Raw genomic sequence first — 24,668 nt, 5'->3', positions numbered from 1 at the left:
CGTTCCCTTAGTTTTATCTGATTCACGTCTTCAAAGGCGTGGCGAAGGAGGCGGAAGGCCTGCCTGCCGCGATGCGGGCCGCTTCCAGCGTCGCGATCTTTTCATCGATCTCCCGCCTGTCGGTCATGCCGTTCGGATTTTGCCGCGTCGCCATTGTCTCCGCGACATGCAGGTAGCGTTCACCCGCCACTGCATGGAGGCGGACAAGTTCGCCGAGCGGATCGGGATGATCGTCGGCGCGGATACTCAGCCACGGATAATCCTGATCGCGGTGGATGACGAGGGCGGCGGACTGCCTGCCGCGTTTGTCACCGCCGGCATCCTCGCCTGCCTGCATCGCCAGCAGCAGGCGTTCGGCCAAGGGTTTGTCCATCGCCTTGTTGTAGGTGGCAAGCGTTTTGGCGACGACGTCTGGACCCGCGAGCATGTTGCCGGCGACCGAGACGTTTTCGTCGATCAGATGCCCCGCCCAGTCGATGCACGCGGCGCCGGTGAAGGCGGCGTTGCGCCCCTTCGCATTGATGAGGTGCAACTGCCGCTGATTGTAGCCGGCGTCACGCGCGGTCAGCTCGGCGATGATCTCCTCCGGCGCTTTGCCGGCGGCAAGCAGCGACAGGCCGTCGACGCCGTAAAGCGGGCTGACGAAGGCCTGGGTCGCGACGGCGCCGATGCCGCCGCGAATATGCGGCACAAGGGCGCCGACGGCGAAGAAGCGGCTCGCGACGGCGATGCCGAGATGACCGGTCAAGGGATCACGGGCGACGATCGACCAGGTCACGACTATCTCCCGATCGCATAGGCCTGCATCAGGCGCGGGGTGGCTGCGGCGCGCAACAGTCCGTCGGCATCGCGTCTTGCGGCAGTCAGCCGGCCGATCGTCCAGGGATCGGCGACCGTCAGCTTGTGGCCCTTGCGGCGCAGGGCATCAAGGACATCGGGGCCGAAATTCGCTTCCGCCATAAGGCTGCCGGGTTCGCGGGTGCGCGGATAGAAGGAGCCCGGAAAATGCGAGGTGTGGAACAGCGGCTGGTCGATCGCCGCCTGCAGGTTCAGCTTGTGATTGATATAACGCAGGAAGAAGGAGAGCTGCCACTGTTCCTGCTGGTCGCCGCCGGGTGTGCCGAAAGCCAGCGTCGGGCGACCCTCATAGAGGCCGAGCGACGGCGTCAGTGTTGTGCGCGGCCGTTTGCCGGGGGCAAGCGACGTCGGCAGGCCTGATTTCAGCCAGAACATCTGGGCGCGGGAATTGAGGCAGAAGCCGAGGCCGGGCACGGTCGGCGAGGATTGCAGCCAGCCGCCGGACGGGGTGACGGAGACCATGTTGCCGTCGCGGTCGATCACATCGATATGCACGGTGTCGCCGCGCTTTTCGGAAAGATGCGCCATGGTCGGCTCATAGACGGCGCCGGTTTTCGAATCCGCGCCGAGCATCGTCATCGTCAGATCATGCTGCGCCTCGAAGCCTGGCACGATGCCGGGGCGAAGATCGAAGGAGGCGTCAGTGCCGACCAGCTTGCGGCGCTCGGCGGCATAGGTCTCCGACAGCAGATGCGTGACAGGGATCTCCGAAAAATCAGGATCGCCGTAATAGACTTCGCGGTCGGCGAAGGCGAGCTTCATCGCCTCGACGACGGTATGGACGAAATCGGCGCCAGCGGGATCCATCGCGGCGAGATCGAAGCCTTTGAGGATCGACAAGGTCTGCAGGAAGACCGGACCCTGGCCCCAGGGACCGATCTTGGCGATCGTCCAGCCATGATAATCATAGGTCAGCGGCTCCTCGATCGTTGCCGACCAGTTCGCCATGTCGGTCGCGGTCAGAACACCCTTGTGGCGGTTGCCGCTCGCATCCATCACCTCGGCGGTTTTGAGATAGTCGTCGATCTTCTCGGCGACGAAGCCGCGATAGAAGGCGCCGCGCGCCGCCTGCACTTGCGCCTCCCGGCCGCTTTTCGCCTCGGCCTCGGCGATGATGCGCTTCCAGGATTCGGCAAGCACCGGATTCCTGAAATTCGCATGCGCTTCGGGGGCGCTGCCGCCAGGCAGCCAGGTCTCATAGGAGGTCGGCCATTCCTTCTCGAAGAAGGCGGCGAGCCCTTTGATGGTGGCGGAGACGCGCGGCAGCATCGGATGGCCGTGCTCGGCGTAATAGATCGCCGGTTCCAGGACATCGCGCACGCTCATCGAGCCATAGTCGCGCAGCATCAGCATCCAGCCATCGAAGGAGCCGGGGATGACGGTTGCAAGCAGCCCGTCGCCGGGGATCAGGCTCAGGCCTTCCGCCGTGTAGTGTTCGATCGTCGCGCCGGCGGGGGCGGGGCCCTGCGCGCAGATGACCTCGACCTTGTCCTTTTTCTTCGAATAGATCACCGCCGGCAGGTCGCCGCCGGGGCCGCAAAGATGCGGCTCGACGATCTGCAGCACGAAGCCCGTCGCCACTGCCGCATCGAAGGCGTTGCCGCCTTTTTCGAGAATGCTCATGCCGACGGCCGAGGCGATCCAGTGCGTCGAGGTGACGACACCGAAGGTGCCGAGGATCTCGGGACGGGTCGTGAATGCGGTCATGTCAAATGTCCTTTCGAGAAATCATGCTTCGCGCGGATCAAGCGCATCGCGCAGGCCGTCGCCTAAAAGATTGAAACCGATGACGACGAGGAAGATCGCGGCACCCGGCCACATCGCCATCCATGGCGCCTGGGAGAGGAAATTCTTGGTGACGTTCAGCATCGAGCCCCAGCTCGGCGCCGGTGGTTGCTGCCCGAGACCGAGAAAGGAGAGGCTCGCCTCGGCGATGATCGCGGTGGCGATGGTCAACGTCGCCTGTACGAGGATCGGTGCAAAGACGTTCGGCAGGATATAGCGGGTGATGATGCTCGAGGACCGGAGGCCGATCGAGCGGGCGCCCTCGACATATTCCTCGGTCTTGACCGAAAGCACCTGGCCGCGCGTCAGCCGCACGAAGACGGGCATGGCCGAAAGGCCGATCGCAATCATCGCATTGGTCAGGCTCGGACCGAGAAAGGCTGCAAGCGCGATCGCGGTGATGAGGAAAGGCATGGCCAGAAAGGCTTCGGTGATGCGGGAGATCACCATGTCGATCCAGCCGCCGAAATAACCGGAGATAAGGCCGAAGGGCACGCCGATGATAACGGCGATCGCCACCGAGAAGACGCCTGCCATCAGCGAAGCCTGCGCGCCCCAGATCATCCGGGAAAGAATGTCGCGGCCGATGTCATCGGTGCCAAGCCAATGGGCGGCGGACGGGGCCTTGCGGATCGCCGACCAGCTTGTGGCGTTCGGATCGGGAATCGGAAGAAGGGGGGCGGTAACCGCGAGGATCGCGAAGAAGGCGATGATCGCAAGGCCGACGAGGGCGCCCTTGTTGGCCTTCAGCTTGCGCCAGGCGCGGCTCGGCGTGCGGTCGATCGCGGAGGGAATGCCCGTCTCTCCAATCGCGGTCATAGGGCGGCCCTCATGCGCGGGTTGAGCAGGACGTAGAGAATGTCGGCCAAGAGGTTCATCAGGATGAAGCCGATCGCGGTGCAGATCACCACCCCCTGGACGACGGCGTAGTCACGGTTGAAGACAGCGTCGACGATGAGCTTTCCGAAACCCGGAATGGTGAAGATCTGCTCGGTCAGCACGGCGCCGGCAAGCAGTTCGCCAAAGAGCAGCGCGGTCAACGTCACGATCGGCAGCATCGCGTTGCGGAAGCCGTGCTCGAGCACGACAGTGCTTTCCGGCAGTCCTTTGGCGCGCGCGGTGCGGATATAATCGGCGCTCAGCACGCTGAGCATGGCCGAGCGGGTATGGCGCATCAGCGTCGCGGCCAGCGCATTGCCGAGCACGAAGGAAGGCATCAGCATGGTTTCCAGCGAACGCAGCGGATTGCTGAAAAAGGGTTCGTAGCCCGATGCCGGCAACCAGCCGAGATTGACCGAAACCAGGAGGATCAGCATGATGCCGAGCCAAAAATTCGGGATCGAGAGACCGGTCAGCGCGATGATGTTGGCGAGATAGTCGATCATCGTGTTCTTCTTGACGGCCGCCAGGATGCCCATCGGCACGCCGATCGCAAAGGCGAAGATCATCGACATGATGGCGAGCTGGATGGTGACCGGCAGCTTTTCGCCGACGAGCTGCAGAACCGGCTGGTTGGTGCGCAGCGAAATGCCGAGATCGCCTTGAAGGGCCGCACCCAGCCAGCGGACATATTGATAGGGCACGGGATCGTTCAGCCGGTATTTCTCGCGCAGGAATTCGAGAACCTGCGGGTCGCGTTCTTCGCCGGCCATGGCGAGGATCGGATCGCCGGGCAGCAGCTTCTGCAGCGAGAAGACGAAGATCGAAATGATCAAAAGCGTCGGTATGGCGACCAAGAGCCGTTTGGCAATGTAGGTATACATGGGCGATCCTGACACGACTGGGATCATGCGGCGGAGGGTTTCCGCCGCATGATTTGCTGATGGTCAGTCGGCTTTCTTGACGCCGACGAGGCGGATCATGCCATCCGGCGACGGAATGAAGCCGGTGATGTTCTTGTGCAGTGCCCAGATCCAGGACTGATGGCCGAGATAGATGATCGGCAGATCATCGTTGAGGATGACGGCGGCGGCATCGTATTTCTGCTTGCGTACGGCATCGTCGGTCGATGCACGGGCTTCGTTCAGCAGCTTGTCCACTTGGGGATTGCAGTATTTCGTGTCGTTGATGCCGCCCTTGCAGGTGATGAATTGATGGATGTTGCCATCGGGATCGACTCGGCCGGACCAGTCGGAACGGCTGAGCTGATAGTTGCCGGCGGTCTGCTCACTCAGCAGCGTGGCGAATTCCGTCGATTTCAGGCTGACGTCAAAGCCGGCTTCGCCGACCATCGACTGGATGATCTGCATCATCTGCATAGCGACGGGATTGTTTGGGATCTGCAGCTCGATCGGCACGCGGTCGAAGCCGGCTTCCTTGATCAGCGTCTTGGCCTTGTCGAGATCGCGGGCGGGGACGGGAATATCCTTGTCGAACCACGGGCTGCTCGGCGGGAAGGGCTGGTTGCCGGAGACGGCCGTGCCCTCATAGACGATCTGGTTGACGGCATCGCGGTCGATCGCCAGCGAGAAGGCCTGGCGCAGGCGCTTGTCCTTGCCGAAAGGATTGTCGGCACGCGCACCATTGCCGATATTGGTATAGAGCGCCATGTAGCCGGTGCCGACGGCATCGGCATAGACGAGGCTCGAATCCGCTTTGACGGCTTCAGCATCGGTCGCGGCCAGGCGCTCGATCATGTCGAGATCGCCGGAACGCAGGTTGGCGAGGCGCACGGTCGTATCCGGGATCGGCAGATAGGTGAGCTTGTCGATGAAGATCTTGTCCTTGTTCCAGTAGTCCTGGAACTTTTCGAGCACGATGCGATCCTGCTGGACGCGTTCGACGAACTTGAACGGACCGGCGCAGACCGGGTGATCGCCGAACTTGGCGCCGAGTTCCTTGGCGGCCTTCGGCGAGACGATCATGCCGGCGCGGTCGGAAAGCTGGGCAAGAAGAGTGACGTCAGGCGCCTTGAGGGTGAACTTGACCTCGTATTCGCTTGTCGCCTCGACCTTTGCGACCGAACTGAGCTCGCTCTTGCGGCGTGATTCCGGCAGGGTGATGTTGCGCTCGATGGTGGCGACGACGGCTTCGGCGTTGAACGGGGTCTCGTCATGGAACTTGACGCCTTGGCGCAGCTTCATGGTGAGCTCTTTGCCGTCGGCCGACCAGCTCCATTCGGTGGCAAGTTGCGGCACGATCTTCAGATCCGGCGAGACGTCGACCAGCTTGTCGCACATTGCAGTATAGACGATGCGGCCGACGAAGGTGCGCGACTGCGCGGGATCAAGCACGTCGGCATCGTCCTGCAATCCGATCTTCAGGTCGACGGCGAAGGCAGGAAGCGCAAACAGCGCGCCGGCAACGGTGGCGGTCAGCAATTTGGCGATCTTCATTCCATTCTCCTCTGTTTTGTTTGTTTGGTTTTTGCTTCCATTCCGGCGGTTATGGCCCGCCCGTCTCTTTTCTCCCTGCTCAGGCGAGGGTCTTGTCGACCTCCGCTTCGCTGTGATCGAGCGAGGTGATGCGGATGAGGCTTTCCTGCAGCGTCAGCAGATGCTGGCGCATCGCTTCGCCCGCCCTGGCAGGATCACGAGCGGCGATCGCATCGACGATCGCCGTGTGCTGACCGAAGGTGACGGGCCGCGTCCGGCTGGCGCTGCGGGCGCGTTCGCGGATCGTCTGCCAGGCCTCGTCTTGGCGCACACGGTTGATGACGTCGAAGATGGTGAGGAAGAAACCGTTGCCCGCGCATTGGGCGATCTGGCGGTGCAGCGCCCCGTCCCAGAGTTCGCGCCCGTCGGCATCGGTGCTTTCGTAAATCTTCTTCACCAGATCGTACATGCGCTCGATATCGGCGGCCTTCGCGCGCATGGCGGCAAGCTGGGCGAGTTGCGGCTCGATGCGCAGGCGCACTTCCATGACTTCCATGAGATCGGTGCCGGCAACGATGGAGCCGACATGATCGCTCCAGCCGTCGGGGCGCGGGCCGGCATAGGTGCCGGAGCCTTGGCGGCGCCAGATGCGACCCTCGGCCTCCAGCACTTCGAGGGCGCGGCGGACGGCACGGCGGCCGACGCCAAGCATTTCCGAAAGGGTGCGCTCGGTCGGCAGCTTACCGTCGGCGTCGAGAGTTTCGGACCGCAGCAGAGCCCTCAGCCTCTCCAGCGCATAATTCGAATTGCCCTGCATCTCATCCATCGGCATTCGCTTAAATGGTCCGTACCAATTTTCTATTGGTTCAGTGCAAACCAAATTGCGCCGACCGTCAAGCGCTTTTTTGTGCAAATGGAAATCTGCCCGTTTTTTGCTCAATTTGCGCCATTGCCGCGATACGGGAAAGCAGTCGATCGCAGCGACAGGGCGACGCCGCGATCGACAATGTCATCCAGAAAAACGCAATTGGTTCAGGTGAAGCTCAGGCCGGCGTCGAGCGTGCGGAGAGAAAGACCTGCGGCTCGAAGGCAAAATCCTTGTCGAAGGGGTAGGTCGGATGCTGCTTGCGCAGCCGCGGCAGCCGCTCGACGAACTGGTCGACGACACCTGTTGATAGCGCCATCAGGTTCGGATTGGCGAGCGGCGCCAGTTCCGGCGAGAGATAGCCCGATTTGACGACAATGATCTTCGCTTGGTGCGGGTCGAGGCCGAGCCGGGTGAAATCGGCGATGTTGTGATAGGGCCGACGCTTGGCGGAAAGCACCAGATCGATGCCACTGATCGAAACCACCGCCTGGCGGTCAGTGGGATCTGATGTCTCATGCCGGAATTTGACCGTGAAGCGGCCGTGAACGGGCTTACTGCCTTTGGTGTCGAGCGAGGCGCCGACGCTGAGCTCCAGTTCCGTACCGATGCCTGCGGCATAACAGGCCTCAGTCGCTGCCTTGTCGGCAATGCCGGCAAAGACGACGCCGGTGGCATCCCTGGCGATCAGCTCGGCCAAAACATCGGCCCGGTCCCCGACGCCGCCGCCGGTCGGGTTGTCGCCGGATTCGGCAAGCACCACAGGGGCGGTCGGGCTTGCGATCGCCTTTTCGACGCATTCTTCGACCGAGCCGGTCTCGCAGCCGAAAACAAAGTCTTCGCGCGCATCCCAATAAGCCCTCACGAGGCGTTTCGCTTCGCGCTCCAGCACGGTGCGGTCGGTGCCGGTCATGATGGCGGCGGCGGTGGCGCGCGGTTCGTCGGCCCAGACATAGCCGACCATCAGCGATGCATCCCAGACGCCGTCGATCGCATCGATCCCAGGCAGCATGTCATAGAGGCTCTTTGCCGGCTCATCGACGGTGCTGGTGCGCTCGCCGGGCAGCACGACGGGAATCGGCGCCCAGAGAACGATCGGCCTCTCGCCGGTTTTCAGGCTCTTTACCAGCATGGAGACGGAGCGGCGCATCGTCTCCTCGACATCGATATGCGGCGCGGTGCGGTAGGTGGAATAGATATCGAGCGCATCGATGATGCGCTGCGTGACGTTGCCGTGCAGGTCATAGCTTGCCGAAACCGTGCAATCCTTGCCGACCAGCGCACGGGCCGAACTGATCCAGTCCCCTTCGGCATCCTCCATGCCCTCGACATACATGGCGCCATGCATGGCGAGATAGAGACCGTCGAGCGGCAGCATCGGCTTCAGCCGCTCGAGGAATTCACCCTTGAAGGCCTCGTAGGTGGCGCGCGAAACCGGACCGCCCGCAATGGCGCGCGCATGGATCGTCGGCAGAAACTCGGCATCGTAATCTCTGAGGAAGGCGAAATACGGCGCTTCCAGCAGCGCCGCGCCGCGCAGCACGCGGAAATCCTTCTCGTCGTTCAGGACGGGGTTGTATGTGCTGCATTCGATATGAATGCCACCGACGGCGATGCGCATGGGAAACCTCAGTTGATGTTGGGAGCAGTCAGAAAGCTATGGGCGATGCTGGCAACCCGGCTCCAGCGCCGGTATCGACGCGCCGGGTGCGGATCTGTGGGTCGACGGAGTTTGTGCTGCGATAAACTGAACATTCGGGATTCGATCCGAAGACGCGTCCTTTTGCCTCGACAATAAGTTTACAAACGAACCAATCAACCAAAATAAATTACAATCTTGATCTTCTAAGCCGGCGTGGAGGTGGAAGGTGCCGTCATCGGTGAGCCACCGACCGACTCGGTTTTTCCGTCGGATGCCGCGAGCCGATTGCTGCCGACAAACGCGTCAGCGTCGCCATAAAGAAAAAATCCCACTTGGGAATCCCGAAATCCCCCCGCTTCGGGATTCCGAAATTCGTCGCGTTTTGGGCGGTGTCGCCGCGGGGAAACACCCAATGATTTCAACACCGCAACCAATTTCGGGATTCCGAAGTGCTATATAGATTATGGTGGGGGTCTGGCTGGCCGATGAATTCAGCGAAGCGCTCGACAGGTTCACCGAACTGGAAGTCGATGCGCCCACCCACTCCACATGAGTTTCGGAACCCATACGGTCCCTTGCCGTGCGTTGGCGCAAGGGCGTCAATCGTGGCGCTATGCAAACATCTAATTTTATCGGTTGAGAACGAGGTCCAATGGCGAAGGCAACCTATCCTAGAGAATAGGTTTTTGCCCTCGAAAGTTTTTGATATTTACCCTGCATCGCACAACGCGAATAATCAAAAGCACGGCGAAATCGCTCGCGACATTGGGGCATGTCATGGGTAGTAGGATTGACGACGTCGGCCACCATAGGCGGATGCTCAATGAGCCCGCGATTGTTGTCGGGATCGCACATAAGCAGCGCCTGTCAACGAGCGCGCAACCATGAGCTTGCCTTGCTCCAGCGATCCTATCGAGAGCTCGCCGGATGAGGCAATCGAGGCTCGCCGGGACGAAATGCCGGCTGCTGACCACAATCCTGCAAACGAGATGTCGCGCGTTCTGAGGACTGCGCCAATTCATCTTGCGGCAGACCCCTCCGGCGGTGCAATCGCCCACTGGAATCACGGCCCCTTGCATGATGTCGTCGAGCCCATGACCGACCACGTCATCATGGCTTACAACGGCGCGATACAGCGCATGGAACGGCGGTCCGGAAGATCGATCGAGAGCGGAACGTTTCGTCGCGGGGTCGTGATCATCATCCCGGCTGGATCAAGCTCCCGATGGGATATTCCAAAACCGGTTGATGTCGTTCAGCTCTATCTTCCCCGCTCGACGCTGACGCGCATCGCCGACGAAACCGATACTTTCACGCCGACCGATCTCTTGGAGCGAACGGCGCATCCGGACCTCATTACATCGAGATTGCTCCTGAGCGCAGCCGATGTCCTGGAAGGCAATACGGCACTAGATACACTGTTCAGGCAGCAGTTGACCGACCTTCTGGCCACGCGCCTGCTGGCCGCGCACACAGGCAAGGCACCGAGCTATCAGCCGGCGCTCGGCGGCCTCGCGCCGAGCGTGCTGCGCCGGGCCATCGAACGATTGCGGTCGGACGCCGACGCGGACGTCTCCCTCGCGGCCCTCGCTGCCGATTCCGGGCTGTCGCGTTTTCATTTCTGTCGCGCTTTCAAGGAAAGCACGGGGCTTTCACCTCACAACTGGCTGCGTCAATATCGGCTCGAGCAAGCCATAAACATGCTGCGCGATCCTCAAAATTCGATCGCGTTGGTCGCAGCCTCCCTCGGCTATGCCTCGCAAACAGCATTTGCAGCTGCATTCCGAAAATTGACCGGTGAAACACCGACTGATTGGCGCCGCCGCCACGGCTGACCGCGATCTCCTTTCGCCCTCGCCTCAGATTCCGGACGGTCCGGTTCTTCGCTTCCACGCCATCGGCTCGAGCTCGCGACGACCATGCCGCGCAATCCCCTTGGCATGGCGTTGGTTGTAACCTCACTTGACTGCGCCTCGCAAACAGCCTTGGCCGCCACATTTCGAAAGCTGACCGGTAAAACGCCGGGCGATGAACTGCGGCGCAGCCGCTAAACCGCAATTGCTCTGCAATGGCGCCAATCCCTCTGGCGCAGCCGTAGACGTGTTTCGCTAAACCACCATTGCGCCCATACCAATGGACCCTGCGGAGACAAAGGATGGTCTGGGACACCGATTACGGGTCGGTCGCAACGAAGCGACCCGTAGCGGCTTGCATATCCGATTTTAGCAACTGTCCGTCCGGCGATGACGGGCGCCGAAACAAATATTCTCCAAAGGATCAGCACAATGACCTCCATTACAACCAGCGACGGTGTTCAGCTTTTTTACAAGGACTGGGGACCGAAGTCCGCTCAGCCGATCGTCTTTCACCATGGCTGGCCCCTCAGCTCCGACGATTGGGATAATCAAATGCTCTTCTTCCTCGGCAAAGGCTTTCGCGTGATCGCTCATGATCGCCGCGGCCACGGCCGATCGAGCCAGGTGAGCGACGGTCATGACATGGATCACTACGCCTCCGATGTTGCCGCAATGATCGACTACCTCGATCTTCGCAACGCGATCCATGTCGGCCACTCTACCGGCGGCGGTGAAGCCGCGCGGTATGTCGCGCGCTACGGCAAAGGTCGCGTTGCCAAACTGATCCTGATTGCGGCCGTGCCGCCATTGATGTTGAAGACCGGCGCCAATCCCGGCGGTTTGCCGATCGAGGCATTCGACGGATTGCGCAGCCAGCTCGCTGCCAACCGTTCGCAGTTCTATCGCGATTTTCCGAGCGGCCCCTTCTACGGTTACAACCGCCCAGGTGCCGAGCCGTCGCAGGCGGTGATCTCAAATTGGTGGCGTCAGGGCATGATGGGCGGCGCGAAAGCGCATTACGAAGGCATTAAGGCATTCTCGGAGACGGATTTCACCGAGGACCTGAAGAGCATCACCGTGCCGACGCTGGTGTTGCATGGCGATGACGACCAGATCGTTCCCATCGGTGCTGCCGCTCCATTGTCGGCGAAGCTCCTGCAGGCCGGCACGCTGAAAATCTACGAGAAACTGCCGCATGGTCTGTGCACGACCCATGCAGATGTCGTCAATGCCGACATACTGGCCTTCATCACCGCCTGAGCGACATCGCTTCACCAATCCGCGCGCCATCGTTACCGACCATCTCGCCGCCCATCGGGAGCGGCAACGGTGACGCGCTGCCCTTTGAAACTACAAACCACGGAGTGAATAACATGAGACTTGTGATTGTAGGCGCCGGGTTTGCCGGCATGTACGCCGCACTTTCCGCAGCCCGCCTGCGCGATATCGAAGGCGTTTCGCCCGAAGAGCTCGAAATCGTGCTGGTGTCCCCGGAACCGACGCTCGTCATCCGCCCCCGGCTTTATGAGCCGAAGCCCGAGAGCCTGACGGCACCTTTGCAGGATGTATTTGATGCCGTCGATGTCGCCTACGTGCAGGGCAGCGTTGAAGCGGTCGACACGAAGGCCGGCACCGTAGACGTCGTCAGCGCCAAGGGCAAACGAAGGTCCCTTCAGTATCATCGCCTTGTGCTCGCCACCGGCAGCCGGCTGTTCCGTCCGAATATTCCCGGCCTCGCCGAATACGCCCTCAGCGTCGATAACGTCGATGACGCCATTGCCCTTGATCGCCACCTGCACGAGCTTGCGAAGATGCCAGCCTCGACCGCGCGCGACACAATCGTTGTTGCCGGCGCCGGTTTCACAGGTATCGAGGCGGCGACCGAGATGCCTTCGCGGCTGCGGACCCTGTTCGACAAAACCGTCAATCCGCGTGTCATTATCGTCGACCGCAGCAGCGCGGTAGCCCCCGACATGGGCGAAGGTCCGCGCCCGATCATCGAGGAAGCACTTCGCAAGCTCGGTGTGGAAACGCGGTTCAATGCCGGCGTTTCATCGCTGGATAAATCCGGAGTTACGCTGAGTACCGGCGAGCATATCGAAACCATGACCGTGATCTGGGCGGCAGGCATGCGGGCCAATCCGCTGACCACCAAAATTCCCGGCGAGCGTGACAAGTTCGACCGGCTGCTGGTCGATGGCTGCCTGCGCGTGCCGTCCGTACCCGGCGTCTTCGCCACCGGGGATGCGGCGCGCGCCGCTTGCGACGACTGCGGCAACTATGCATTGATGTCGTGCCAGCACGCCACACGCATGGGCGCCTTCGCGGGCAACAATGCCGCCGCTGAACTGCTGGGCGTGCCAGCACGGCAATATCATCAGGAAGCCTATGTCACCTGCCTCGACCTCGGCGATGCCGGAGCCCTCTTTACGCGAGGATGGGATCGCAAGGTGGAGATGGTCGGCGAGAAAGCGAAGGCGACCAAGCGGGAGATCAACACCGTCTGGATCTATCCGCCGAAGCCCGAGCGCGCCGCAGCGCTGGCCTCAGCTGATCCGGAGCATGTGACCAAACTGTGATCGGATCCCGACATGACGCTGCGCTCTGAATAGGAGCGCAGCTTGCCATATTCCGGCTTGTTCCTGACCCAACTCATCTTTCATCGATCATTTCTTCCCGAGCGTTTTCGGCTCGTAAGCAATATTTGAAGGCGTGCCGCAAGGAGCAGACCGACTGGTTCTCACCTGGAAACCTGATCGTCTCCGTATTTGCTCAAAACAAGCTTTGCATTGTCCCGGCATCGGGAAAGTCCGCCGCGTTTTCTGTAAGCTGGTTGAGGCCGAAGCCCCATGACTCCATCAACCGATGGTCGGAGAGATATGGTTCAGAAAGTGGTAAGAGAACTCTATGCTATCAGTGCGAAGACTGGTGACCTCGGAGCCGAGTAGTTCGCTGCCGCTGCCAGGCAGACCGATGCGCGCGCTCGCGCATCCCGTGGCCCCGGATGGCTCGCGCGCCCGGGTACCATCGGGCTGGTGCGGCGCGATGCTTGCCATAAAGGGCACGAGATGCCGGTAAAGAAAAGGATCTGGACGATCAGGCGACCTGTCGGACGGTTTCCGCCCTGAATGTGCCCCGCGACGATCCCGGCAATTCCCAGAGTGTTGGACAAGCGGCAGGAAGTTGTCATCACCTGACATAGCTGGGTTCACCGATCATGGTTTGCGTCAAAGAATTGCCGGGCACGGCATCGTGTGCCCGGCCAGATCGCCTATTTCTTGATCGGGAAGGTCAGTTCCTGCTCAGCGGTATCGACCACGAAGACAGCGAGGAGCTTTGCCGGCTTAGTCTTGCTGGCGTTTTCGCTGACACCGTGGCGATCGCCCGGAAATTCCGAAAAGCTTTCACCCGCGCCATAGACAGCTACGGGGCCATCGTTGACCTGACTGCGGATCGCGCCTTCGAGAACGGTCGCGTATATGAAGGCGGACACTGGATGTGTATGGCCCTCCGAGAAACCGCCCGGAGCATATTCGACGAGAACGCCCTTCATGCTCTTGCCGGGTACGTTCGGCAGTTTGTGGTCATAGACCAGCGTAACCTTTGCGCCCTCCTCGCCACCGGGCGCATCATGCGCAAGAGCCGAACCTGACAGCAGAGCCGTCAATGCGACGGCAAGAGCCAATGACTTGATCATGTTTCTCGTCCTTCATGACTTGGAGTGGATCGTAGTTTTCTATAACATATTGTTTTTGTACATCTTTTATATGTTTGGCGTAGTCATCAAATTGTAATGCTACAGGCGCATGGGCCGCGGTCAGGCGGCCCATGCGCAACTCGTTATTTTCTGGGCGTTGTCGCAAACCAATCGTCGAAACCGATGCGGCCGATGCGAGGATGGTTGTCGGAGACGAGTGAACCGTCTTCCAGTTTGGTGCCGAAATAGCGGGCATCCGGATCTGCGACAACGGTGCGGGAATCTCCGATCGCCTTGAGGTAGCGCGCGGCGAAATCGCAGAGACGCGCGCGCTCGGGGCCGCAGATTTCGATAATGCCGTTAGCCGGCGCGGCAAGCGCCGCGTCAGTCACGAAATCGGCGACGTCGTCGGACGCGATCGGCTGCAGGGAACCTGTCGACAGGCGGGCCGTGTCGCCAACCGTGCCCTCCTGGGCGATGCCGCCGAGAAATTCCATGAACTGTGTGGAACGCACGATGGTGTAGGGAGTGCCGGCTTCCCGGATGATCTTTTCCTGGGCGACCTTGGCTCGAAGATAGCCGCTATCCGGCAACCGATCCGTGCCGACGATGGAAAGCGCGATGTGGTGCTTCACGCCGGCCTCGATTTCCGCTGCCATCAGGTTCTTGCCCGCCGTCTGAAAGAATTCGAGCACGGCCTTATCCTCGAAGGATGGCGAGTTCGCGAGGTCGATCACCACGTCGGTATTCTTCAGTGCTTCCGCCAAGCCCTCCCCGGTGAGGGTATTAACGCCGGTTTTCGGGGCAGCGGCAATGACCTCATGCCCTTTCTTGCGCAGGCGCTCTGCGGTCTTGGAACCGATCAGGCCGGTTCCGCCGATAATCACGATTTTCATAAGACGCTCCATTTGCTGCGCGCCCATGCGGTGCGCGTGGTTGAATAGGTGGATAGGTGAAGGCCTGGTTGAAGCTGGGGCTTGAAGGCCGAGCTGGGCACGGCCTTCAAGGATGCACGCTTTGGTTCGGCCTTAATTCAACAAGCGGTCAGTAGTCCCAGAAGACCGGGACCCAACGAAAGGCGTCGCCGTCGACCGCAACATGGCCAACGGAAGGAAACGGCATGTGCGTTGCCACCAGCAGTTCGCCGGTCGCTGCAAGCTCCCGCAAAAGCCGGACCCGAACGCGGGCAGCCTCCTCGGGGTCATGTTCGAAGCCGTTGTACCAGTCGGGGTGGTCGAACCCGACCGCGAACACGGCGTCGCCGGCAAACATCAGACGGTCGTTGCCGGAGGCCACGCGGACCACGCTGTGCCCAGGGGTGTGCCCGCCGGTACGAGAGACGACCACGCCCGGCGCCACCTCGTACTCGTCGTCGAACAGCCTGAGATGGCTGCGATACTCTTTGGCGAACCGCTTGGCGGCCGCCCGAAGCGCGTCGGGGAAGCCCGCCGGCATCGAGACGTGGGAGAAATCGGGCGACTCCCAAAATTTGACCTCGGCAGCGGCCACATGGATCCGCAGGTCCGGACGCAGCTGGTCCTTCACCCCGTCGACGAGCAGCCCGCCAACGTGGTCCATGTGCATGTGTGTAAGAACCACGTCGGTCACGGATCCAAGATCGATGCCGGCGGCCTCCAGTCGCTTCATCAACTGCCCGGCCCGCGGCAAGTTCAAGTCCGGGTCCAATCCTAGCCCAGCGTCGATGAGGATGGTCTGCCCGCCGCTGCGCACCACGACCACGTTCAGTGCCCAGTCGAAGGCGTCCGGCGGCAGGAACATGTCGCCCAGCCAGGCGGCCCGGGCGGCCGGCTCGGCGTTGTGTCCCAACATCGCGGTTGGGAGCGGTAGTACGCCATCGCTGATCACCAGCACGTCAATCTCGCCGATCCGCACCGCGTAGCGCGACGGAACCAGCTCTTCGGGTGCCGGTCTACTGGGATGTGAGGTGTTGTCCAGTTTCATGCTTGCCTCCTGAGTGTTGTTGATCATCTGGTTCATCTTTGAAAACTCCTGTGTTCTATCCTGGTGCTAATCCTGGTTGGCTTACGCTTCCTAGGCGGGAGGCGCGGTCAATGGGGGTGAAGTCTTTAGCGATCGGCGACACACTCACTGCTGGCGTGTCCTCTAATGATCTAGCGAAACCGATCTGCGGCTGCGCCAGAACGATTGCTGCCGCTGCAGAGCAATTGCTGTTGACGCATGCGCATGCGGCAATCGCCCGGGGTCTCGCCGGTTTGTTGGATGCAGCCGCGAGAGAAACGTCCCGCAATGATCGGGGCCGTTGATTGAAGCTCGCCGCCCTTTCCCAAGTGGCGGAACGCTGCCAAAACGATGAAGGCGGGCGCTGTGGATCTCCTCACCAAGCCGGTGTCAGACCAGGCGCTGCTCGATGCAGTGATAGCCGGTATCGCGTTGATGGCCCCGGCGCACGGAGGCGATCATCGTCAAGCGCAATCTTGAACGTTTAGGGACGCTGGCGCATCGCGAGCGCGAGATCCTACGCGAGGTGGTGACGCGCGGACGCCTCAACAATCAGACCGCCTTCGACCTCGGCATCAGCGACGTCATGGTCAAGCTGCGCCGTGCCAATGTCATGCGCAAGATGGAGGTCCGCTCCGTCGGTGAGCTGATCGGGGCATGGGAGACCGACCGGGATTCTGACCAACCCCAACATCAGGTGCTCAGATGGCTTCGAGGGCTTTTGCCTCGCGGGCGATGAAATCGCAGACCAGTTTTACGCGCAACGGCACGGTGCGGCCAAAGGCGTGCAGTGCATTAAAGGGAGCGCTAGGGAACGCAAACCCCGCCGCGAGTGTAACAAGCGTGCCGTCTGCCAGGTCTTTCGCGACCAGACATCGCAGAAGATAGGCCGCTCCCAGCCCACTCAGCGCAGCCTGAATGAGTGCGGCCCCTGAGTCGCAATCGACGCGCCCGAAGGGAATGAAGCTCGTCCCGTCCGGCAGGCGCAGAGGCTGCGTGACACCACCCAGCGCATAGCGGGCAAAGGGCAGAGCCGTCAGCGCTTCGGCAGTTGCAGGATTGCCCCAGGTCTTCAGAAAGGCCGGAGACGCGACGATCGCCATCGGCAGGTCGGCCAGGCGACGAACCATGAGGTCCCCCGGCGCGGGATTTCCAACGCGCAGCACAACGTCGTAGTCCTCCCTGATCAGATCGACGAACCGATCCGTAAGCCCGACTTCGAGATGCAGGTTCGGATAGTCGGCTGCAAAGCTTCCGAAGAGGCGTGGCAGCAGTAGAGGGGCCATTTCGCTAGGCATGCTGATGCGCAAGCGACCCGAGGGCGCAACGTCGGACCTGATCGCCTCTTCACTTGCATCCAGGTCCCGCAACAGCGGCGCAACGCGGTCGAAGAAAAGTTGCCCGTCCTGGGTAAGCGTCAGGGCGCGCGTGGAGCGCAGGAACAGCCGGGCGCCAATCTTCTTTTCCAGCCGCGCCACGCTCTTCGACACCGCTGACGGTGTCGTCGCCAGATCGCGGGCCGCGGCGCTGAACGATCCGGCCTCTACCGTCCGCACAAAAGCCATCAATCCGGGCATCTCGTTGAGCAGATTCGGCATTTGCACCTCCGCGGCACAGATCATGTGCCCGCCCATGATCTAATGACGAAGGGTGGCTGCGTTTATCTGATTTCTCGTTGAAAGGAGATAAACAATGCAACACCTCAAAGACAAGGTCGCGGTCATCACCGGCGGCAATAGCGGCATCGGCAAGGCGACTGCTCGGCTGTTCGCGGAAGAAGGAGCGCAGGTCATCATTTCCGGGCGCCGGCAGGATGCTGTCGACCGCGCCGTGCAAGAAATCGGTCCGTCGGCCATCGGCTTCGTGGGTGATGCCGCCGACCTGGAAGATCATCGCAGGCTGGCGGACACCGTGAAGAGCCGCTTCGGCGGGCTCGACATCTACATGGCCAATGCTGGGATCATTAATCTCGCCACCTCCGCCGAGGTGACTCCGGCAGACTATGACCGGCATTTCGCAATCAATACGCGCGGCGTGTTCTTCGGCGTGCAGACGATCGCCCCTCTGATCCGCGACGGCGGAAACATCATTGTTACGAGCTCGCTTGCGGCCACGAAGGTCCTCCCGGACCATACCGTCTATGCCGGTTCAAAGGCAGCAATCGCCGCCTTTGCGAAAAACTGGGCGATCGAATTCAAGTCGCGGCGGATCCGAGTCAACATCCTGAGCCCGGGACCGGTCGAGACGGAAATCCTCGCCAAGCTGGGCGTATCGGAGGCCGAGCGGCCGGCATTCGAAGATTACATGGCTTCCCTGATCCCCGCCGGCCGTCTCGGCCGACCGGAAGAGTTGGCGCGCGCCGCACTCTTCCTCGCCTCCGATGCAGGAAGCTTTGTCAACGGGATCGAGCTTCATGTCGATGGCGGCATGACCCTGGCTTAAAAGGCCTGCCCTTTGCCAGCCCCAACGGCCCTACAACCTGTCGAACCTGTCGGTCTAGTGGCTGAGGCTCGGCTTGATCTGGGATATATCGATCTGGAGCAGAGGGCTTTGCAAACCATAGGCAACCCGTTCGGCACGAGGTTGTCATCCCTGTCTCAGGGACAATCTGTTACCTATGTCTTCGGTATGGGCAATTGGAAAACTGGAGCGGGCGAAGGGATTCGAACCCTCGACCCCAACCTTGGCAAGGTTGTGCTCTACCCCTGAGCTACACCCGCTCAATCCGCATCGGTCCGGGGTAGTTGTTGGACCGTGGGCGCCGCCTCGCGGCGACCGGCGCTATATGGCCTAACGGGTTTTCAAATGCAACAGGGAAATGACGGAGAGGCGAAGAAAAATTCTGGTGTTCGCAGAGCCCGGGCGGAAAGGCCGCAAATGCGGGGCAAAGCGTCGGTCGCAAAGATTGCCAAACGATGTGGACGGACTTAATCAGAACGCCTCGCTTTTTTTTCCTTCCCGTCCAATGGATTGCCCCATGTCCGAAAATGCCCCGAAGACAAGAGAAGAATTGTTTGCCTTTCTCGATAGCCTCGGCATTGCCCACAAGACGATCGACCATGCGCCGGTCTTCACTGTCGCCGAATCGGTGGCCCTGCGCGATGAGATCCCCGGCGGCCACACCAAGAATCTCTTCGTCAAGGACAAGAAGGACAGGTATTTTCTGCTGACCGTGGAGGAAAATGCTGCCGTTGACCTCAAGCAGGTGCATAATGCGATCGGCGGGTCCGGCCGGGTCTCCTTCGGCAGAGCGGAGAAGCTGATGGAGTATCTCGGGGTGGCTCCGGGTTCGGTCACGGCGTTCGGCGCGATCAACGATACTGCGGAGAATGTCACCTTCGTGCTCGATGCCGAGCTGATGCGCGAGGAGATCGTCAACTGCCATCCGCTATCCAATGATGCGACGACCTCGATCGCGAGCAGTGACCTCATCCGTTTCATGGAAGCGACGGGACATAAGCCACTTGTCTTGAAAGTGACGTCCTGACATACGATTTTAGCGCTAAAGCGCGTCGCGATCTTTTAGATTCGCTTGCCGCGCTTTAGTCTTTGGTTTTGCGCATGTCTTTATCGCAAAACCGCACCACAGTTTTGCGCGACATGCTTTAGCAAAGACGCCGGAAGGATCGGCGCGGCGGGAGATACCTATGAGCGGCAGCGACAACCCCTATAGCGGTTCCTTCGGAAATCAGATGACGGCGACGACAAGTTTCGGCGCGGCACCGGAACCCGCGGCTGCGGCCGGCAGCTACATCACGGATACGACGACCGCGAATTTCGGCAAGGATGTGATCGAGGAATCGCGCAAGCAGCCGGTGCTGGTCGATTTCTGGGCACCCTGGTGCGGTCCGTGCAAACAGCTGACGCCGGTCTTGGAGAAAGTGGTCAACGAAGCCAAGGGCCGCGTCCGGCTGGTCAAGATGAACATCGACGATCACCCCTCGATCGCCGGTCAGCTCGGCATCCAGTCGATCCCTGCTGTCATCGCCTTCGTCAATGGCCGCCCCGCCGACGGTTTCATGGGCGCGGTGCCGGAAAGCCAGATCCAGCAGTTCATCGACCGGATCGCCGGTCCGGCCGGCGCCGACGAGGCGGCGGAAATCGAAGCCGTGCTTGTGGAAGCGGCGGAACTGTTTGCCGCCGGCAATATCAATGAGGCTGCTCAGCTCTATGGCGCCGTGATGCAGGCCGACCCCGAGAATGCCAAGGCGCTTGCCGGCATGGCCGAATGCATGATCGCCGCAAACCAGCATCAGCGGGCGCGCGAAATACTGACGGAATTGCCGGAAGAGCTGGCGAAAGACGCCGGCATCCAGGCCGTGCTGATGAAGCTCGAGCAGATCGAGGAGGCCCGCAAGCTCGGCGATCCCGTTGCGCTTGAGCGCGACCTGGCGGCTAATCCCGATGATCACGAGTCGCGTCTGAAGCTCGCCAAGATCCTCAATGTCGAAGGCCGGCGCGACGATGCGGCCGACCATCTGCTGCTGATCATGCGCAAGGACCGTGCCTTCGACGATGATGGCGCCCGCCGACAGTTGCTCCAATTCTTTGAGGTCTGGGGCTTCAAGGATCCGGCGACGGTTGCAGCGCGCCGCAAGCTTTCGGCGATGCTGTTCTCCTAGCCGGCTCTGCTTTTTCATAGAAGCGCAGCAATGCTCCAGCTTTTTGTTTTTACGCAATTCCTGGGGAAAGGGCTTGGCATTTTCCTGGAATTGCGCTTGAGCGCCGCGCATCCAACTGGATGCGCTAAGCGCGCCCTATCACTTTGAATCTACGTGTAGTCCTTTCCGAAAATCGATTCCGATTTTCGGGGTATGCGTTAAGTTTCGAGCATCTGCCCTTGCGTTTTCGGACGAGGGCACCACATTCTCGTCAGAACGGGCATGCCCGTTACAAGAATGCGGGACGGTTTCATGCAAGTCGGGAATGCCAGATACCTGAAGCCGGGCGATCTGCCTGATGCGATCGCTGTCTTCCCCCTGACCGGCGCCCTCCTGCTGCCGGCCGGGCAGCTTCCCCTCAACATTTTCGAGCCGCGCTATCTGGCGATGCTGGATGCAGCACTGACCGGAAACCGGCTGATCGGCATGGTCCAGCCGGCACTCGGTGAACACGAGGACAAGGGCGGTGAGCCCAACCTTGCGGCTGTCGGTTGCCTCGGCCGCATCACCTCCTTCGCGGAGACCGGCGACGGACGCTATATCGTATCGCTGACCGGCGTCTGCCGCTTCCGGCTGCTGGAAGAGAAAGCGACCAGCGATCCCTTCCGCATCTTCCGTATCGCCCCTTTCATCGCCGATCTCTCGGCCGCGAACGAGGAGGAGGCGGTCGATCGTGCAGCGCTCCTGACCGCCTTTAAGGCCTATCTCGATGCCAACAAGCTGGAGGCAGACTGGGAGAGCGTCGAGCGGGCGAGCAATCTGACGCTCGTCAATTCACTGGCGATGATGTCGCCCTTCGGGCCGGCGGAAAAGCAAGCGCTGCTGGAGGCGCCCGACCTGAAGACGCGGGCCGAGACGCTAATCGCTATTACCGAAATCGTGCTGGCGCGCGTCTTCGGTGACTCCGACACGGTTCTGCAGTAGACTTCCGCCATGGATGAAAAACTCAGCCGCGTCGATCCAAAGCTGCTCGATCTCCTGGTCTGCCCGCTCTCCAAGGGCCGGCTTTCCTATGATCGCGAGCAGAATGAGCTTGTCTCGGAAAAGGCGCGGCTTGCCTATCCGATCCGCGACGGCATTCCGATCATGCTGGTGTCCGAGGCCCGCCGCCTCGACGACTAAAGCGCGTCGCGATCTTTCAGATTCGCTCCTCGCGCTTTAGGTCCTTGTTTTCACGCATGTCGTTATCGCAAAACCGCTGCACACTTTTGCGCGACATGCTGTAGAGCAATTCCAGGGAATTGCGTAAAAACAACGGTTAAATGGTCTCTCCGGCAAGCAGGCGCGGATTGTCCTTTGCCGTCGTTCCGGCCGCCTGGCCGATGAAGAAGGATTTGAGGCGCGGCAGCCGGTCGACGATGCCGAGGCCGACGTCGCGGGCGATTCGGATCGGCGTCGCATCGTTGGAGAAGAGCCGGTTCAGGACGTCCGTCGTCACCCCCATGCGGAAAGTGTCGAAGCGCCGCCAGCTCTGGTAGCGCTCGAGGATATTGATCGAGCCGATATCGAGGCCGAGGCGATCGGCGTCCACGACGGTTTCGGCAAGTGCCGCCACATCCTTGAAGCCGAGATTGAGGCCCTGACCCGAAATCGGATGGATGCCGTGCGCGGCGTCGCCGGCCAGCGCGAAACGCGGCGCGACGAAGGAGCGCGCCAGCGTCAGACCGAGCGGGAAGGCGCGCTTGTCGCCGATCACTTTCAGGCTCCCAAGCTTGTGGCCGAAGCGGCGTTCGAGCTCTTCCTCGAAGATCAGGTCGTCGGCGGCGACCAGCCGGTTGGCATCCGGCGTCCGCTCCGTCCAGACGAGCGAGGAGCGGTTGTTCTTGAGCGGCAGGATGGCAAAGGGCCCGGCCGGCAGAAAATGTTCCTCGGCGCAACCGTCATGCGGACGCTCGTGTTCGACTGTTGCAACGATGCCGGACTGGCCGTAGTCCCAGGTGACGGTCCTGATGCCGGCGAGATCGCGCAGTTTCGAGCGCACGCCGTCGCAGGCAACCAGCAGGCGGGTTTCCAGCGCGCTGCCGTCCGAAAGCGTGACGGTGACATGGGTGTCGTGCGTCTTCAGCTCCGCGGCGCCGAGCCCGTGGCGGATGTCGATGCCGAGCCGTTCGCAAGCGCCGCGCAGTGCTGCGACCATCGCAACATTCGGGATCATGTGGGCGAAGGGCCGGTCTTCGGTCACTTCACCGTCGAAGGTCAGAAAAACCGGACGCACCGGATCGGAGGTCTTGGAGTCGGTGACGATCATTTTGGTGATCGGCTGGGCTTCCGGCTCGATCTCGTTCCAGATGCCGAAGACCTCGAGCATCTTCGCCGCCGCCGCGATGATGGCGGAAGCGCGCGTATCATTTTTCCAGACATGCTCGGGGGCCGCCTCGACGACCGCGACATTCAGATGCGGCGCGGCCTGTTTGACCGCGACAGCGGCGGAGAGGCCGACATAACCCCCACCCACAACCAGCATGTCCAGCATCGCGCCGCTCCCGTACCTTATGCCTCAGATGTGATCTATATAGATCATCGCAACTTCACTTCCTACCGCCGGGAGACATAGAAAATGACGCGCGAGACATCAGGCCCCTCGGCGATGGAGACGCTGCTTTCGACGCTCGACCTGGAGCCGATCGAGGTCGATATCTTCCGCGGCCGCAGCCCCAAGGTCGGTTGGCAGCGGGTCTTCGGCGGCCAGGTGATCGGCCAGGCGCTGATGGCGGCGCAGCGCACCATCGAGGGCGAACGTTTCGTCCATTCGCTGCATGCTTATTTCATGCGTCCCGGCGATCCCTCGGTACCGATCATCTATCAGGCGGAGCGCATTCGCGACGGATCGAGCTTCAATACGAGGCGCGTCGTCGCCATCCAGCACGGCAAGGCGATCTTCGCGCTGTCGGCCTCCTTCCAGGTGGAGGAGCCGGGCTTCGAGCACCAGATTGCGATGCCCGAGGTCGAGATGCCCGAGGCGCTGCTCGGCGAGCAGCAGATCAAGGAACAGTATCTCGCGCATGCGCCGGAGGCGATCCGAAAATACTGGCAACGTGAGCGACCGATCGAGATCCGTCCCGTCTCGCTGACGCATTATTTTTCCGACAGGAAGCTCGATCCCAAACAGGACGTCTGGGTGCGCGCCACCGGCCCGGTTCCCGACGACCGGCTCTATCAGGCCGCGGTGCTTGCCTATCTTTCGGACATGACGCTGCTCGATACGTCGCTCTATGCGCACGGAACGTCCATCTTCGACCAGAGCCTACAGGTGGCGAGCCTCGATCACTCCATGTGGTTCCACCGACCCTGCAAGCTCGACGACTGGTTGCTTTATACGCAGGACAGTCCGTCGGCTTCAGGTGCCAGAGGATTAACCCGGGGTAGCCTGTTTACGCGATCGGGTAGCCTGATCGCATCGGTCGCGCAGGAAGGCCTGATTCGGAAAAAGGCAAATGAATAAAAATTGTGCAACTTTATAAATTTGCGCGTTATTTGTGCGCTTATTGGCCGATCATTTGCCTGTTTATTGGCACTCTTTATTATAACCTTTACTTTTCAATAACTTACGATCTGCCTCGAATCTGGCACGCCCCTTGAATGTGTATCGCCGGTCGCTGTTCAGGAACGTCAGCGGCAAGGAGAGTCGGCTCCGCGCCGAGGATAACGAAGGATGGGAAACCAGATGAAAATTGTGATGGCCATTATCAAGCCGTTCAAGCTCGATGAGGTCCGCGAAGCCCTTACGGCGATCGGTATTCAGGGGCTGACCGTAACCGAGGTGAAGGGCTACGGGCGCCAGAAGGGGCACACCGAAATCTATCGCGGCACCGAATATGCAGTCAGCTTCCTGCCGAAGCTCAAGATCGAAATCGCGGTTGCATCAGAACTCGTCGACAGGGCGGTCGAGGCCATCGCGGCATCGGCCAAGACCGGCCAGATCGGTGACGGCAAGATCTTCGTCTATTCGATCGACCATGCCGTGCGCATCCGTACGGGCGAAACCGATTCAGAAGCGCTGTAAGAACGGC

Annotated in this window: 22 protein-coding genes, 1 tRNA gene and 1 pseudogene; 11 read left to right on the top strand and 13 right to left on the bottom strand. The window is 61.0% G+C overall.

Features of this window, described 5'->3' with window-relative positions; all coding sequences use genetic code 11:
* Positions 1-22 precede the first annotated feature (22 nt).
* The 7 genes from ELH03_RS20805 to ELH03_RS20775 all read right to left on the bottom strand — a co-directional run bounded on the left by ELH03_RS20805 (position 23) and on the right by ELH03_RS20775 (position 8,443).
* Entirely contained in the window at positions 23-778 is a 756-nt protein-coding gene (locus ELH03_RS20805; protein ID WP_128410277.1) for a DUF1028 domain-containing protein, read from the bottom strand.
* Between the two features lie 2 nt (positions 779-780).
* The gene (locus ELH03_RS20800; RefSeq protein ID WP_130766605.1) at positions 781-2,565 is read right to left on the bottom strand and encodes a gamma-glutamyltransferase family protein; all 1,785 of its coding nucleotides are present in this window, start codon (positions 2,563-2,565) and stop codon (positions 781-783) included.
* A gap of 21 nt (positions 2,566-2,586) precedes the next feature.
* On the bottom strand, positions 2,587-3,462 hold the full coding sequence (locus tag ELH03_RS20795; protein WP_130806783.1) for an ABC transporter permease: 876 nt from the start codon (positions 3,460-3,462) through the stop codon (positions 2,587-2,589).
* On the bottom strand, positions 3,459-4,406 hold the full coding sequence (locus ELH03_RS20790; RefSeq protein WP_128410274.1) for an ABC transporter permease: 948 nt from the start codon (positions 4,404-4,406) through the stop codon (positions 3,459-3,461). The genes ELH03_RS20795 and ELH03_RS20790 overlap by 4 nt, the downstream gene beginning before the upstream one ends.
* Before the next feature lie 63 nt (positions 4,407-4,469).
* A complete protein-coding gene (locus tag ELH03_RS20785) occupies positions 4,470-5,978 on the bottom strand; it encodes an ABC transporter substrate-binding protein (protein ID WP_128410273.1) in 1,509 nt (502 codons plus the stop codon).
* Positions 5,979-6,057: 79 nt separating this feature from the next.
* Positions 6,058-6,789 (bottom strand): FadR/GntR family transcriptional regulator, encoded by a 732-nt coding sequence (locus ELH03_RS20780; RefSeq protein WP_128410272.1) that lies wholly within the window; start codon positions 6,787-6,789, stop codon positions 6,058-6,060.
* A gap of 211 nt (positions 6,790-7,000) precedes the next feature.
* Entirely contained in the window at positions 7,001-8,443 is a 1,443-nt protein-coding gene (locus tag ELH03_RS20775) for a M81 family metallopeptidase (protein WP_130766604.1), read from the bottom strand.
* 905 nt (positions 8,444-9,348) lie between these two features.
* Between ELH03_RS20775 and ELH03_RS20770 the strand changes: the two genes are divergently transcribed.
* The 3 genes from ELH03_RS20770 to ELH03_RS20760 all read left to right on the top strand — a co-directional run bounded on the left by ELH03_RS20770 (position 9,349) and on the right by ELH03_RS20760 (position 12,899).
* Positions 9,349-10,299: a helix-turn-helix domain-containing protein gene (locus ELH03_RS20770; RefSeq protein WP_130659343.1), complete on the top strand. Its 951-nt coding sequence runs from the start codon at positions 9,349-9,351 to the stop codon at positions 10,297-10,299.
* Positions 10,300-10,749: 450 nt separating this feature from the next.
* A complete protein-coding gene (locus ELH03_RS20765) occupies positions 10,750-11,580 on the top strand; it encodes an alpha/beta fold hydrolase (protein ID WP_128411876.1) in 831 nt (276 codons plus the stop codon).
* 113 nt (positions 11,581-11,693) lie between these two features.
* Positions 11,694-12,899, top strand: a complete 1,206-nt coding sequence (locus ELH03_RS20760; protein ID WP_128411875.1) for an NAD(P)/FAD-dependent oxidoreductase — start codon at positions 11,694-11,696, stop codon at positions 12,897-12,899.
* A gap of 692 nt (positions 12,900-13,591) precedes the next feature.
* Here ELH03_RS20760 and ELH03_RS20755 read toward each other — a convergent pair.
* The 3 genes from ELH03_RS20755 to ELH03_RS20745 form a co-directional block, all read right to left on the bottom strand.
* Positions 13,592-14,017, bottom strand: a complete 426-nt coding sequence (locus ELH03_RS20755) for a cupin domain-containing protein (protein ID WP_128411874.1) — start codon at positions 14,015-14,017, stop codon at positions 13,592-13,594.
* A gap of 143 nt (positions 14,018-14,160) precedes the next feature.
* Positions 14,161-14,913 carry an SDR family oxidoreductase gene (locus ELH03_RS20750; protein WP_128411873.1) on the bottom strand — a complete coding sequence of 251 codons (753 nt, stop codon included), beginning with the start codon at positions 14,911-14,913 and terminating at the stop codon, positions 14,161-14,163.
* A 148-nt stretch (positions 14,914-15,061) separates the two neighbouring features.
* Positions 15,062-16,015, bottom strand: a complete 954-nt coding sequence (locus ELH03_RS20745; RefSeq protein WP_128411872.1) for an MBL fold metallo-hydrolase — start codon at positions 16,013-16,015, stop codon at positions 15,062-15,064.
* Between the two features lie 327 nt (positions 16,016-16,342).
* On the opposite strand from ELH03_RS20745, the pseudogene ELH03_RS20735 reads away from it, so the two are divergent.
* Positions 16,343-16,736, top strand: a pseudogene (locus ELH03_RS20735) (response regulator transcription factor); the annotation flags it as partial.
* Here the strand turns inward: ELH03_RS20735 and ELH03_RS20730 are convergent.
* Positions 16,699-17,631 carry a LysR family transcriptional regulator gene (locus ELH03_RS20730; RefSeq protein ID WP_164902018.1) on the bottom strand — a complete coding sequence of 311 codons (933 nt, stop codon included), beginning with the start codon at positions 17,629-17,631 and terminating at the stop codon, positions 16,699-16,701. The pseudogene ELH03_RS20735 and the gene ELH03_RS20730 overlap by 38 nt on opposite strands.
* A gap of 58 nt (positions 17,632-17,689) precedes the next feature.
* Between ELH03_RS20730 and ELH03_RS20725 the strand changes: the two genes are divergently transcribed.
* Positions 17,690-18,439 (top strand): SDR family NAD(P)-dependent oxidoreductase, encoded by a 750-nt coding sequence (locus ELH03_RS20725; protein WP_128400387.1) that lies wholly within the window; start codon positions 17,690-17,692, stop codon positions 18,437-18,439.
* A 203-nt stretch (positions 18,440-18,642) separates the two neighbouring features.
* Here the strand turns inward: ELH03_RS20725 and ELH03_RS20720 are convergent.
* A tRNA-Gly gene (locus tag ELH03_RS20720) sits at positions 18,643-18,717 on the bottom strand.
* Positions 18,718-18,974: 257 nt separating this feature from the next.
* Between ELH03_RS20720 and ELH03_RS20715 the strand changes: the two genes are divergently transcribed.
* The 4 genes from ELH03_RS20715 to ELH03_RS20700 all read left to right on the top strand — a co-directional run bounded on the left by ELH03_RS20715 (position 18,975) and on the right by ELH03_RS20700 (position 21,780).
* Complete coding sequence (locus ELH03_RS20715; protein WP_128411870.1) at positions 18,975-19,484, top strand: prolyl-tRNA synthetase associated domain-containing protein; 510 nt, start codon at positions 18,975-18,977, stop codon at positions 19,482-19,484.
* Positions 19,485-19,644: 160 nt separating this feature from the next.
* Positions 19,645-20,619 (top strand): thioredoxin, encoded by a 975-nt coding sequence (gene trxA, locus ELH03_RS20710; protein WP_128411869.1) that lies wholly within the window; start codon positions 19,645-19,647, stop codon positions 20,617-20,619.
* A gap of 276 nt (positions 20,620-20,895) precedes the next feature.
* Positions 20,896-21,582 carry an LON peptidase substrate-binding domain-containing protein gene (locus ELH03_RS20705; RefSeq protein ID WP_197730010.1) on the top strand — a complete coding sequence of 229 codons (687 nt, stop codon included), beginning with the start codon at positions 20,896-20,898 and terminating at the stop codon, positions 21,580-21,582.
* Between the two features lie 9 nt (positions 21,583-21,591).
* On the top strand, positions 21,592-21,780 hold the full coding sequence (locus ELH03_RS20700) for a Trm112 family protein (protein WP_017966162.1): 189 nt from the start codon (positions 21,592-21,594) through the stop codon (positions 21,778-21,780).
* Between the two features lie 136 nt (positions 21,781-21,916).
* Here the strand turns inward: ELH03_RS20700 and ELH03_RS20695 are convergent, their stop codons facing one another.
* Positions 21,917-23,131 carry a ubiquinone biosynthesis hydroxylase gene (locus ELH03_RS20695; RefSeq protein WP_130766602.1) on the bottom strand — a complete coding sequence of 405 codons (1,215 nt, stop codon included), beginning with the start codon at positions 23,129-23,131 and terminating at the stop codon, positions 21,917-21,919.
* Between the two features lie 84 nt (positions 23,132-23,215).
* On the opposite strand from ELH03_RS20695, the gene tesB reads away from it, so the two are divergent.
* Positions 23,216-24,100 carry an acyl-CoA thioesterase II gene (tesB, locus tag ELH03_RS20690; RefSeq protein ID WP_128411866.1) on the top strand — a complete coding sequence of 295 codons (885 nt, stop codon included), beginning with the start codon at positions 23,216-23,218 and terminating at the stop codon, positions 24,098-24,100.
* Positions 24,101-24,310: 210 nt separating this feature from the next.
* Entirely contained in the window at positions 24,311-24,661 is a 351-nt protein-coding gene (locus tag ELH03_RS20685) for a P-II family nitrogen regulator (protein WP_003543684.1), read from the top strand.
* Positions 24,662-24,668: the final 7 nt, after the last annotated feature.

It is taken from the genome of Rhizobium beringeri, from assembly GCF_004306515.1.
GTDB lineage: Bacteria > Pseudomonadota > Alphaproteobacteria > Rhizobiales > Rhizobiaceae > Rhizobium > Rhizobium beringeri.
This window is presented reverse-complemented; position numbering and strand designations above follow the sequence as displayed.